The 12,500-nt window shown below is 64.0% G+C and carries 10 protein-coding genes; 1 reads left to right on the top strand and 9 read right to left on the bottom strand.

Features of this window, described 5'->3' with window-relative positions:
* Nucleotides 1–2: 2 nt before the first annotated feature.
* Nucleotides 3–1,409 carry an FAD-dependent oxidoreductase gene (locus tag QME24_RS13910; protein WP_029885065.1) on the bottom strand — a complete coding sequence of 469 codons (1,407 nt, stop codon included), beginning with the start codon at nucleotides 1,407–1,409 and terminating at the stop codon, nucleotides 3–5.
* 64 nt (nucleotides 1,410–1,473) lie between these two features.
* Entirely contained in the window at nucleotides 1,474–2,274 is an 801-nt protein-coding gene (locus QME24_RS13905) for a nuclear transport factor 2 family protein (RefSeq protein ID WP_009685145.1), read from the bottom strand.
* A gap of 211 nt (nucleotides 2,275–2,485) precedes the next feature.
* On the opposite strand from QME24_RS13905, the gene QME24_RS13900 reads away from it, so the two are divergent.
* On the top strand, nucleotides 2,486–3,385 hold the full coding sequence (locus tag QME24_RS13900) for a hypothetical protein (RefSeq protein WP_029885064.1): 900 nt from the start codon (nucleotides 2,486–2,488) through the stop codon (nucleotides 3,383–3,385).
* A 317-nt stretch (nucleotides 3,386–3,702) separates the two neighbouring features.
* Here the strand turns inward: QME24_RS13900 and QME24_RS13895 are convergent, their stop codons facing one another.
* The 7 genes from QME24_RS13895 to QME24_RS13865 form a co-directional block, all read right to left on the bottom strand.
* Nucleotides 3,703–4,671 (bottom strand): peptide ABC transporter ATP-binding protein, encoded by a 969-nt coding sequence (locus tag QME24_RS13895; protein WP_009685148.1) that lies wholly within the window; start codon nucleotides 4,669–4,671, stop codon nucleotides 3,703–3,705.
* Complete coding sequence (locus QME24_RS13890; RefSeq protein ID WP_029885062.1) at nucleotides 4,671–5,639, bottom strand: ABC transporter ATP-binding protein; 969 nt, start codon at nucleotides 5,637–5,639, stop codon at nucleotides 4,671–4,673. The genes QME24_RS13895 and QME24_RS13890 overlap by 1 nt, the downstream gene beginning before the upstream one ends.
* A gap of 10 nt (nucleotides 5,640–5,649) precedes the next feature.
* Nucleotides 5,650–6,576 carry an ABC transporter permease subunit gene (locus QME24_RS13885; RefSeq protein ID WP_009685150.1) on the bottom strand — a complete coding sequence of 309 codons (927 nt, stop codon included), beginning with the start codon at nucleotides 6,574–6,576 and terminating at the stop codon, nucleotides 5,650–5,652.
* Between the two features lie 10 nt (nucleotides 6,577–6,586).
* Nucleotides 6,587–7,597 (bottom strand): ABC transporter permease subunit, encoded by a 1,011-nt coding sequence (locus tag QME24_RS13880; protein WP_009685151.1) that lies wholly within the window; start codon nucleotides 7,595–7,597, stop codon nucleotides 6,587–6,589.
* Nucleotides 7,598–7,687: 90 nt separating this feature from the next.
* Nucleotides 7,688–9,298, bottom strand: coding sequence for an ABC transporter substrate-binding protein (locus QME24_RS13875; RefSeq protein ID WP_054881443.1), 1,611 nt, complete (start codon nucleotides 9,296–9,298; stop codon nucleotides 7,688–7,690).
* A 78-nt stretch (nucleotides 9,299–9,376) separates the two neighbouring features.
* Nucleotides 9,377–10,756, bottom strand: a complete 1,380-nt coding sequence (locus QME24_RS13870) for an OprD family porin (RefSeq protein ID WP_029885060.1) — start codon at nucleotides 10,754–10,756, stop codon at nucleotides 9,377–9,379.
* A 146-nt stretch (nucleotides 10,757–10,902) separates the two neighbouring features.
* On the bottom strand, nucleotides 10,903–12,495 hold the full coding sequence (locus QME24_RS13865; protein WP_281690871.1) for an ABC transporter substrate-binding protein: 1,593 nt from the start codon (nucleotides 12,493–12,495) through the stop codon (nucleotides 10,903–10,905).
* Nucleotides 12,496–12,500 lie beyond the last annotated feature (5 nt).

The raw sequence follows: 12,500 nt of genomic DNA, 5'->3' as shown, positions 1-12,500 counted from the left end.
AATCAGTGCATGAAGCCTTCCATGAAGTCCGCGAGCGAGCTGGCCAGGCGCCGCCTCCAAGGCGCGCTGGCGGGGTTGGCGAGGGTCCGGTCCTCGTGGACGAAGCTCTGGATGATTGCGTTGTAGCCCAGCCAGCGGCAGGGCTCGGGGGGCCAGCTGGCCAGGCTTGAAACCGGGCGGTTGTCGAGCACCCACGGTTGCGCCGTCAGCGCGTTGTGCTGGTTGAGGATCAGGGCCGCCAGGGTCCGCCCGCCCAGGTTGGTGGCGCCAACGCCTTCGCCGCCGTAACCGCCGGCCAGGGCGATGCCGCGCTGGCGGTCGCAGAGCATGTGTGGGCGGAAGCGCCGCGCCATGCCAAGGTTGCCACCCCACGAGTGGGTGATGCGCACATGCTTGAGCTGTGGGAACAGTTCGCTGAACAGGTAGCGGCGCAGCTCGATTTCGTGTTCGTCGAGGTTGAAGTTTTCACGCAGGCGGCCGCCGAAGCGGTACCCGCCCCGGGCGCCGAATACCAGCCGGTTGTCGGCCGTGCGCTGGCCATAGGTGACCTGGCGGCTGCTTTCGCTGAAGGCCTGGCCCTGGCTCAGGCCGATCTGTTCCCAGGTCGCCTCGGGTAGTGGCTCGGTGGCCACCAGCAGGCTCTGCACCGGCAGTTGGTGTTTGCCCAACGGTGGCAGGCTGGCGGCGTAGCCTTCCACGGCGGGCACCACCCATTGGCAGCGAATGCGCGCCAGTGGTGTACGCACCTCACCCGGTTGCCAGTCGATGGCTGGGGTATTTTCGTAGATCGGTACACCCAGCGCTTCCAGCGCCCGGGCCAGGCCCCGGGCGAGCATGGCCGGCTGAATGGTCGCCGTGTGCGGGCTGTAGATCGCGCCATAGGCGTTGCTGACCCGTAGCTGCGCGTCCAGCTGTTCGGGGCGCAACCAACGGTAGTCGTCTTCGGTCATGCCCTGGCGGTACAGGTCGTCGAGGTAGGCGCGCAGGCTGCGTTCCTGTTCCGGGTAGCGCGCGGCGCAATACAGCACGCCCCCTTTGCGGTAGTGGCAGTCGATGCCTTCGCGCTGCAGCACGCTGTGCACCTCGTCCGGAATCCCGTGCAGCAGGTCGATGCTGGCGCGGCGCTGCTGCGGTGACAGGCTGGCGAGCAGGCGGTCTTCGCCGAGCAGGTTGCCCATCAGCCAGCCACCGTTGCGCCCAGAGGCGCCGAAACCGGCGATGTTGGCATCGATCAGTGCAATGTTCAGCTGGGGTGCCTGGCGCTTGAGGTAGTAGGCGGTCCACAGCCCGGTGTAGCCCGCGCCGATGATGCACACATCCGCGTCCAGGTCGTCGCGCAGGGCCGGGCGGGCGCACAGCGGCTCGTCGAGCTGGTCCATCCACAGGCTGAGCGTGCGCAGGGGTTGCATCGGGTTCGGCTCCACGTCCGTCAAGGTCTGTGGCCGATCCTAGTCGGGCGAGTGGGCGGCTGTCTTACGTGCGTGCACGCAGGGAAATTTGCTTCAGGTAGGCCTTGGGTGTGAGCCCGGTGTGTTCACGGAAGCACTTGTAGAACGCCGACAGCGAATTGAAGCCAGCGTTGAACGCCAGGTCATCGATGGGTGTTCCGGCGCTGTTGTCATCAAGGCTGGCCATCAGGTGCTGCAGGCGCGCCTGGTTGACGTAGCGGTAGAAGCTTTGCCCAAGCACCTGGTTCAGCAGGTAGGAAATCTGGTTGCGACTGTAGCCACTGGCATCGGCAACTTGCTGCAGATCCAGTTCAGGGTCCAGGTAGGGGCGCTGGCGCTGAAAATAGTGTTCCAGGTCCTGGGCCATGGTCGACAGCTGCCGCGGTGACAGGCCCAGGCGGCTGGTGGCTGGCCGCGCGCCGCCGGTGCCCGCGGTGTTGCCGTGCTGGCGCACCAGGGTCGCATATTCGTTGACCCGCCAGATCAGGCCGTCCCTCACCGTAATTGCCTCGCTGGACTGAAACGCCACCAGGCCATCGCCGCCCTGCACCGTAACCTGGTACTGGATGAACGCGGTGCAGCCATCGACGCGGATACGGTCACTGTGGACGATGTCTTCGCCGGCTTCGTGGGGTAGGCAGGCGCGCACGTAGTCGCGCAGTTCGCGATAGCCCAGCACGCGGTTCTGGAAGAAGTCGTGATACTGGACATCGGGGTGATAAAGCGCCATCACGCCGTCGAGGTCACGGTGCTTCCAGCACAGGTGGTAGCGCAGCACGGTCTCGGCGGTGAGTGGGGTCTGGGCGGGGTCATCGGGAAGCGTCATGGCTGGATCATGCCTTGCCGGCCAAGCCATCACAAGAATGCAGAACACCTGATGGATAGGGCGCTTTCGCGCATTTTGCACGGTTCAGCAGGCGGCCAGCGAGCTAAGCCACTGATTTGTATGGGCGTCATTTTTTGTCACAGCTGGCACAGCTACTGCAAAGGTTACTGCGCGAATGGAATTCTCGCTAACAACATAAGGCGCACACATCATGATCACCTCTGCCGACTACCCCGCTGTCGATACGCAAAGCCGTTCAGGTGTTTCCTGGGCGGCCATCTTCGCTGGCGCGGCTGCTGCCGCATCCGTTTCCCTCATCCTTGTGGTACTGGGCGCGGGATTGGGCTTCGCCGCCACCTCGCCTTGGGCTGACGAAGGGGCGAGTGCCAAAGCCCTGGGCGTTTCTACCATTGTCTGGCTGCTGCTCACGCAGATCATCGCATCGGGCATGGGCGGTTATATTGCCGGCCGGCTGCGGGTGAAGTGGGCGAACCTGCACGGTGACGAGGTGTACTTCCGCGATACCGCGCATGGCTTCCTGTCGTGGGCAGTGGCCACCCTGGTCGCCGCCATGCTGGTGCTGGGTGCGGCGGGCAACCTGGTAGGTGCCGGGGCCAGCGCTGCGTCGCAAGCGGCCACGGTGTCTGCTGCCGCAGGTGCATCGGCGGCTACCGGCAGCAACAATGACTCGATGGGGTACTTCGTCGACAGCCTGTTCCGCGGTGACGGCCCGGCGCCAGTCAGCGAAGACGCCGCCAATGGGGTTGCCGCGCGCATTCTGGCCAAGGGCATTGCCGGGGACGGCGCATTGCCTCCGGAGGACCGTACCTACCTGGCGCAGTTGGTGGCGCAGCGTACCCGCCTGACCCAGGCCGAAGCCGAAGCTCGCGTGGACCAGGTAATGGCTCAGGTGCAGCAGCTGAAAAACGATGCCAAGCAAGCGGCCGACACTGCCGCCAAGGTAGCTGCCTGGACTGCCCTGTGGACCTTCGTCGCGCTGCTGTGCGGCGCCTTTATCGCCAGCGTCGCGGCCCTGTATGGCGGCCGCCTGCGCGACCGCGTGCAGTGGCTGGAAGGCGACTACGTCACTACCCGCACCGTTCAACGTTAAGCAAGGAGAATTATCATGCGCTCGATATTGCTGTGGATGCTTGGAGTACCGATTCCCGTGATCATCCTGATTGCACTGTTCATGCACTGACAGTAAGGGCGGCCCAGGCCGCCCTTTGCTATTGCCACCATTGACGGAGGTTGAACATGCGCTCGATATTGCTGTGGATGATCGGCGTGCCGATACCGGTGATTATCCTGATCTGGATTTTCATGCATTGAGCGGCTGGGGGCCGCGGTGCGGCCCATCGCGGCGCAAGGCCGCTTCTGCAGAGGTCGCGTGAACCTCACGCCAGCGCAGACCGCTCTGGCAACTGATTAAAGAAACTGCTCCGCGTAATGACAGGCCACTTGCCGTGTACCGACTTGCCTGAACGCCGGCACGTCCTTGGCGCAGCGCTCAGTGGCATGTGGGCAGCGCTTGTGGAACGCGCAGCCGTCCGGCGGGTTCAGCGGGTTGGGCAACTCCCCGGCAATTCTGATTTTCGGCTTCAGCGGGTCGGGATGAATCGCCGGTGTCGCTGACAGCAGTGCCTGGGTGTACGGGTGCAGCGGCTTCTCGTAGATGTCCTCCTTAGGCCCCATTTCCGCAGGCCTTCCCAGGTACATCACCAGCACCTGGTCGGCCACGTGCCGCACCACCGCGAGGTTGTGCGAGATGAACACGTAGGCGGTGTTGAACTCCTTCTGCAAGTCCATGAACAGGTTCAGTACCTGTGCCTGGATCGACACGTCCAGCGCGGAAGTCGGTTCGTCTGCCACCAGTACCTTGGGCTGCAGCATCATCGCCCGGGCCAGGGCGATGCGCTGGCGCTGGCCGCCAGAGAACATGTGCGGGTAGCGCTGATAATGCTCGGGGCGCAGGCCGACCTGCTCCATCATCTTCTGCACCTTGTCTCGCCGTTCGGCCTTGCTTAGCGAGGTGTTGATCAGCAAAGGTTCGGCCAACTGGTCGCCAATCTTCTGCCGCGGGTTGAGCGAAGCGTAGGGGCTCTGGAATACCATCTGCACGTCGCGGCGCAGTTGCTTGCGCTGGGCCTTGCTGGCGCCAGTGACTTCGGTGCCGGCAATTTGCAGGGAGCCGGAAGACGGCTCTTCGATCAATGTCAGGGCGCGGGCCAGGGTCGACTTGCCGCAGCCAGACTCACCCACCACCGCCAGGGTCTTGCCGGCCTCCAGCTCGAACGACACGCCGTTGAGCGCGCGGACCAGTGCGTGGCCTTTGAACAGCCCGCGGGATACTTCGTAATGCCGGGTCAATTCCCGGGCAGTCAGAACCACGGCCATTACGCCACCTCCTGGTTCAGCGGGTAGAAGCAACGCACCAGGCTGTGCGCCTGAGGGTCGAGGGGCGGGCGCTGGCGCCGGCAGTTGTCCTGTACATAAGGGCAGCGCGGCGACAGCAGGCAGCCCACGGGCCGGTCGTAGCGGCCAGGCACGATGCCGGGCAGGGTAGCCAGGCGTTCGGCGCCAAGGCTGTGTTCGGGGATGGCCGCCAGCAGGGCTTCGCTGTAAGGGTGGGCCGGCAGGTCGAACAGCTCCGGAACCTGGCCAACTTCCACCGCCTGGCCGGCATACATCACGCACACCCGCCTGGCCGTTTCGGCGACCACGGCAAGGTCGTGGGTGATGAGGATCAGCGCCATGTTGCGCTCTTTCTGCAGGTTCACCAGCAGTTCCATGATCTGCGCCTGGATCGTCACGTCCAGCGCGGTGGTGGGCTCATCGGCGATCAGCAGCTTGGGTTCGCCGGCAATCGCCATGGCAATTGCCACACGCTGGCTCATGCCGCCGGACAACTGGTGCGGGTAGGCATCCAGGCGGCTTTCCGCCGCCGGGATCTCGACCTTTTTCAATAGCTCAAGGGCACGTTGGCGCGCTGCCTTGCCCTTCAGGCCCAAGTGTTGGCGCAACACCTCCTCGATCTGGAAGCCTACCGTGTAGCTGGGGTTCAGTGCGGTCATCGGGTCCTGGAAGACCATGGCGATGTCCTTGCCCACCACCTTGCGCCGTTGCCGGCCGCTGAGCTTGAGCATGTCGGTGCCGTCGAACGTGAGGGCGTCGGCGGTAATGCGCCCAGGCGCATCGATCAGGCCCATCAGGGCCATCATGGTGACCGATTTACCCGAGCCGGACTCGCCAACGATCGCCAGGATCTCGCCGGCGTCCACCGCCAGGTCCAGGCCATCGACCACCGGTACGGCAGTGGCGTCGCCGAAGCGCACGTTCAGGTTGTTGATCTGTAACAGTGACATGGCGTTCTCCTCAGGCGGCGTTCTTGAGTTTCGGGTCCAGCGCATCGCGCAGGCCGTCGCCCATCAGGTTGATTGCCAGCACACTGAGCAGAATGGTCAGGCCGGGCAGGCTCACCACCCACCAGGCACGCTCGATGTAGTCACGCGCCGAAGCCAGCATGGTGCCCCACTCGGGGGTGGGCGGCTGCACGCCCAGGCCAAGGAAGCCCAGGGCGGCGGCGTCGAGGATCGCCGAGGAAAAACTCAAGGTGGCCTGCACGATCAACGGTGCCATGCAGTTGGGCAGCACCGTGACGAACATCAGGCGTGGCAAGCCGGCGCCGGCCAGGCGTGCGGCCGTGACGTAGTCGCGGTTCAGCTCGCCCATGACGGCGGCGCGGGTCAGGCGCACGTAAGAGGGCAGCGATACGATGGCGATCGCAATCACCGTGTTGATCAGGCCTGGGCCGAGAATGGCGACGATCGCCACCGCCAGCAGCAGCGACGGCAGGGCCAGCATCACGTCCATCAGGCGCATGATCGACGGGCCCAGCAGTTGCGGGAAGAACCCGGCCAGCAGGCCTAGCAGGATGCCCGGGATCAGCGACATCACCACCGAGGACAGGCCGATCAGCAGCGACAGCCGCGCGCCCTGGATCAGGCGTGAAAGCAGGTCGCGGCCGAGTTCGTCGGTGCCAAGGATGAACTGCCAGGTGCCGCCCTCCAGCCACACCGGTGGGGTCAACAGGAAGTCGCGGTACTGCTCGCTGGGGTCATGGGGGGCGACCCATGGCGCGAACAGCGCGCAGAACACCACGAGGCACATGAACGCCAGGCCCATCACCGCGCCTTTGTTGCGCGCGAAGGCTTGCCAGAATTCTTTGTACGGCGAAGGGTAGAGCAGGCTTTGGTCCACCGGGCTGGCCGGCGACACGGATTTCGGAATCGGGCTAGTCATGGCAAGGGCCTCAGCGCTGATGACGGATGCGTGGGTTGGCCAGGCCGTAGAGAATGTCCACGACGAAGTTGACCAGGATTACCAGGCAGGCGATCAGCAGGATGCCGTTCTGGACCACGGGGTAGTCACGGGCGCCGATGGCTTCGATCAGCCATTTGCCGATGCCCGGCCAGGAGAAGATGGTTTCGGTCAGCACCGCACCGGCCAACAGCGTGCCGACCTGCAGGCCGAACACGGTGAGCACCGGGATCAATGCGTTGCGCAAGCCATGCACGAACACTACCCGGGCCGGCGACAGGCCTTTGGCACGGGCTGTACGGATGTAGTCCTCGCGCAGCACTTCAAGCATCGATGAGCGGGTCATGCGCGCGATTACCGCCAGCGGGATGGTGCCGAGCACGATGGCAGGCAGAATCAGGTGCATCACCGCGTCCTTGAATGAGCCTTCCTCATCGCTGAGCAGGGTATCGATCAGCATGAAGCCGGTTTTCGGCTCGATGTCGTAGAGCAGGTCGATGCGCCCGGACACCGGGGTCCAGCCCAGGCTCACCGAGAAGAACATGATCAGGATCAGACCCCACCAGAAGATCGGCATCGAATAGCCCGCCAGGGATATGCCCATTACCCCGTGGTCGAACAGCGAGCCGCGTTTGAGCGCCGCGATCACCCCGGCCAGCAGGCCGACCACGCCAGCGAACAACAGCGCGGCAAAGGCCAGTTCCAGGGTGGCCGGGAACAAGGTCAGGAACTCGCGCCACACGCTTTCGCGGGTGCGCAGCGATTCACCCAGGTCGCCCTGGGCCAGCTTGCCGACATAGTCCAGGTACTGGACCGGCAGGGGTTTGTTCAAGCCCAGGCGCTCCATGGCCTGGGCATGCATTTCGGGGTCGACCCTGCGCTCGCCCATCATCACTTCCACCGGGTCGCCGGGGATCAGGCGTATGAGCGCGAAAGTCAGCAACGTGATGCCGAAAAAGGTCGGTATCAGCAGGCCAAGGCGCCGGGCAATAAAACTCAACATTGTCGGGGTTACCTCATTAGACCGTACGGCCAGCAGCACGCTACGGCAGTGCCGCCGGTTCCCTGCTGGGCGCCGGCGGTCGTCGTTGTTCTACTTCACCCGGGTGGTGGCGAAGTTGTTTTTGGCCAGAGGGCTGATCACGTAGCCCTCTACATTGTCACGCATGGCGGTGAACATCTTCGGGTGGGCCATGCTGATCCACGGTTGGTCGTCATCGTACACCTTCAATGCCTCGCTATAGAGCCTTGCCCGTTCGTCATTGTCGACCACCTCGCGGGCTCGGCTGATCAGCTCCTGGAACTTAGGGTTGCACCAGCGCGCATAGTTCTCGCCGGTCTTGGCCGCCTCGCAACTGAGCAGGGGGGTGAGGAAGTTGTCCGGGTCGCCGTTGTCGCCCGCCCAGCCGGTGGACACCAGGTCGGCTTCACCGCGCTTGGCGCGGCGCAGCATCTCGGCCCACTCCATCACACGGATATCCAGCTTCAGGCCGATCTGGCCGAGGTCGGCCTGCAGCATCTCGGCCGACAGGCGCGGGTTGGGGTTGGTCATGCCACCGCCGTTGCGGGTGAACAGGGTGATGACGGTGCCCTCCGGCACACCCGCCTCCTTGAGCAGGGCGCGCGCCTTGGCAAGGTCACGCGGCGGGTTCTGGTTGGCCGGGTTGAAACCCATCATGCTGGGCGGGTAGGGGTTCACCCCGACCAAGGCATTACCTTTGCCGAACAGCTGGTCGACGTGGGTCTGGCGGTCGAACGCCATGTTGATGGCTTTACGCACGCGCACGTCGCTGAGGTACTTGTGCTGGGTGTTCATGGCAACATAGCCGGTCACCAGCGCTTCGGTTTCAGCCACCTTGAGTGTGCGGTCGGCCTTGATCGAGGGCACGTCGTCCGGCTTGGGGTACAGCGCCACCTGGCACTCGTTGGCGCGCAATTTCTGCAGGCGCACATTGCTGTCGGTGGCAATGGCGAAGATCAGGGCGTCGGCCGGCGGTTTGCCGCGGAAGTAGTCGGGGTTGGGTTTGAAGCGGACCTGCGCGTCCTTGTTGTAGCGCTGGAAGATGAACGGCCCGGTACCGATGGGTTTGCTGTTCAGCTCGGCGGCCTTGCCGGCCTTGAGCAACTGGTCGCCGTATTCTGCCGAATAGATAGAGGTGAAGCCCATGGCCATGTCATGCAGGAACGGTGCTTCGGGGCGGGTGAGGGTGATCACCACGGTATGCTCGTCGGTCTTGTCCACCGCCTTGAGCAACTGGCTGAAGGCCATGCTCTCGAAGTACGGGTAGCCGACGCTGGTCTTGTCGTGCCACGGGTGCGCCGGGTCCAGCTGGCGCCGCAGGCTCCACAGCACATCGTCGGCGTTGAATTCGCGGGTGGGTGTGAAGTAGTCGGTGCTGTGGAACTTCACGCCCTTGCGCAGGTGAAAGGTATAGGTCAGGCCATCTGCTGAAATGTCCCAGCGCTCGGCCAGGGCCGGCTCGATGTCGGTGGTCCCGGGCTTGAAGTCCACCAGGCGGTTGAACAGTGTTTCAGAGGACGCATCGAAGGTGACGCCGGTGGTGTACTGGACCACGTCGAAGCCCTCCGGGCTGGCTTCGGTGCAGACCACCAGCGGCTTGGCCGCCAGTTGCGTGGCACTGCCGAGCACCAGCGCAGCCAGCGCCAGGCGTAGCGGTCGCGACTTGATGAAAACTCTGTGCATGGGTTGAAGACTCCCTGCGTGCATTGATTCCAGCGTAGCCGCCAAGGCCCGCCGTGCAGCGGGCCGTGGCGCAAACGGTCAGAGAATGTTGAATGGGATGGTGGTGACCACGCGGAACTCGTCCAGGCTGCCATCGGCCTGCGCCTTGCTGGCGCGGTGCGTGGTGTAGGTGGCGCGGATACTGGTGTCCTTCAACGGCCCGCTCTGCACCGCGTAGCTGGTGCCGATACCCCACTCGTAGTGGGTTTCGCCATCCAGGCCCCTCACGTCATAGGCGGTGCCACGGTAGTGGGTGCCATCGATGCCCCAGCCGCGGGCGTTGTACAGGTTGAACTTCAAGCCTGGCACGCCGTAGGGCGCCATGTTCAGCACGTAGGAAATCTGCAGGGATTTCTCGTTCGGGCCGTTGAAGTCCGAGAGCAACGAGTTGGCCAGGAAAATGCCGTTGGTTTCGTGCAGGTAGTCGAAGTATTCGTTGCCGTTGACCTGCTGCCACGAAGCACTGAGGGTGTGCGCCTGGTGGGTCAGGCCGAACGACAGGCTGTAGGTGTCGTTGTCGATCTTGCCCATTTTCTGGCTGCCGGCGTCGACTGTCTTGTAGTAGTTCAGGCCAGTGGTCAGGCTGAGCACCGCACTGTCGCCAAGCACGTGGTTGGCGCCGAAGTAGTACTGGTTCCAGAAGTCATCGACTTTGGTGGCGTACAGGCTGGTGCTCAGGCTCTTGAACGGCTGGTAGTTGATGCCGGCAGTGCTGGCACGGTCGGTTTCCACGCCAGTGGCGCTGTACTCGCTGCGGAACTTGCTGAGGCTTTGCTCGGTACGCGGCGAAACGCGGTCGAAGGTGCCCAGGTCGAAGTTGAGGTTGTCGAACTCGGCGCTGTGCAGGAACACGCCCTGGAAGCTCGACGGCAGGGCACGGTTGCCGATGTAGGCGATCATGGGTGTGTCCACCGATTGCCGGCCCAGGGTGAGGGTGGTGTTGGACACGCGTGCCTTGATGTTGCCCAGGCCCAGCTTGCTCCACTGGCCGATGGGGTCGCCGTCGCTGTGGGTGAGGGTGCGGTTGTTGGGGCCGGCTACGGCCTGGCGGCTCTGCTGCAGCGCAATGGCATTGTAGCCGGCGGCCTCGACGGCGATGCCGACGGTACCCTCGGTAAAGCCGGAGCTGTAGTTGAGGATGGTGCCCTGCACCCAGTTCTCACGGCTGTGGGTGTCGTGGCGGGTGCCGTCGTTCTTGTAGTACTTCCACAGGGGGGCGCGCGCCGCGCGTTCGCGGGCGTACCAGTTACGGGTGCTGCCGGACAGGTTCTGCCCCTCGATAAAACCGCTGGCCTGGGCTTGCTCGCTGGTGCTCTTGAGGGTGATGGGAATGAACGCCTGGCTTTGCGGGTCAGCCTGGGCCACGGTGGTCACTGCACTGATGGATAAGGCCAGTGCGCTCAAGGTGAATAGTTTCAAGTTGAAGCTCCCTTTCTTTTCTAGTTATGGCCGGCCTTGTGGGCCGGGTGCTTGCTGCGGTGTTGCCAGGGTTGCCGCGGGGTTGCCGGGCTTGATCCGGACGCTGTGTTGCCTGTACCGGCGAAGCGGCCGGTGCAGGTTGGCCATCAGTCAACACTCACACCGGAGAAATCATTGCGCCCAAACGGGCTGACCTTGAATTGGGAAACCTTGACGCTGAGCGGCTGGTTGACGGTGGAATGGGCCACCGGGGTGATCGGCACCTGCTGCTTGAGGCGCTGCTGTGCCTGCTGGTACAGGGCGCTGCGTTGCACCGGGTCGCTCACGCGCTTGGCCTGCATGACCAGGCTGTCGTACTGCGGATCGCACCACTGCGAGTAGTTGTTGCTGCCAATGGCGGCGCAGCTGTAGAGGGTGCCCAGCCAGTTGTCGGGGTCGCCGTTGTCACCGGTCCAGCCGATCAGGGCGATGTCGTGCTCGCCGTTTTTCATGCGCTTTATGTATTCCCCCCACTCGTAGCTGACGATGCGCACCTTGAGGCCGAGTTTGTTCCAGTCGGCCTGCAGCATTTCGGCCATCAGCTTGGCGTTGGGGTTGTACGGGCGCTGCACCGGCATGGCATACAAGGTGACCTCGGTACCTGGCGCTACGCCGGCCTGGCGCAGCAGTTGGCGGGCCTTTTCCGGGTTGTAAGGGGCATCCTTGAGGCTGTTGTCGTAGGACCATTGGGTCGGTGGCATGGCGTTGACTGCCAACTGGCCGGCGTCCTGGTACACCGCCTGGATGATGGCTTGCTTGTTCACCGCCATGTCCAGCGCCTGGCGTACTTCCAGGCGGTCGAACGGTGCATGGCGGGTGTTGTAGGCGATGTAGCCGAGGTTGAAGCCCGGCTGCTGCAGCACCTGCAGCTGGCTGTCGGCGCGAAGGGCCGGCAGGTCGGCCGGGCGCGGGTGCAGGGTGACCTGGCATTCGTTGCGGCGCAGTTTCTGGATGCGCACCGAGGGGTCTACGTTGATCGAAAACACCAGGTTGTCGAGCTTGACCTGCTCGGGGGCCCAGTAGGCCTTGTTGCCCTTGTAGCGGATCTGCGAGTCCTTCTGGTAGCGCTGGAACACGAACGGGCCGGTGCCGATCGGGTGCTGGTTGATGTCACTGGCACGCCCGGTGGCCAGCAGCTGCTCGGCGTACTCGGCAGAGAGGATCGAGGCGAAGCTCATGGCCAGGTTCTGAATGAATGCGGCATCCACCGCGTTCAGGGTGAACACCACGGTCAGAGGGTCGCGTTTCTCGACCCGGGCGATGTTCTTGTCCAGGCCCATGCTGATGAAATAGGGGAACTCGGTGGGGTAGGCCTGGCGGAACGGGTGGGCTTTGTCGAGCATGCGGTTGAAGGTGAACAGCACGTCGTCGGCATTGAAGTCGCGGCTGGGCGTGAAGGCCTTGTTGCTGTGGAACCTGACCCCCTCACGCAGATGGAATGTGTACTTCAAGCCGTCGTCGGACACCTCCCAGCGGGTAGCCAGGGCAGGGTGCACGGCGGTGCCACCACGTTCGAACTCGACCAGGCGGTTGTAGATCGGTTCGGCGGCGTCGTTGTCGGTGGCGGTGGTGTACTGGGCGGTGTCGAAACCGGCAGGGCTGCCTTCGGAGCAGAACACCAGGCTGTTGGCGTACAGGTGGGGGGCCTGGCTGATCAGGCCCAGGGCCAGCAGGGCAGCAAGTCGGGTGGCGTGGCGCATGGCAA

Origin of the sequence: Pseudomonas sp. PARCl1, assembly GCF_947311875.1 — a bacterium.
Lineage (GTDB): Bacteria > Pseudomonadota > Gammaproteobacteria > Pseudomonadales > Pseudomonadaceae > Aquipseudomonas > Aquipseudomonas juntendi.
The sequence above is the reverse complement of the archived record's forward strand: the minus strand, read 5'-3'. Positions and strand labels throughout refer to the sequence as shown.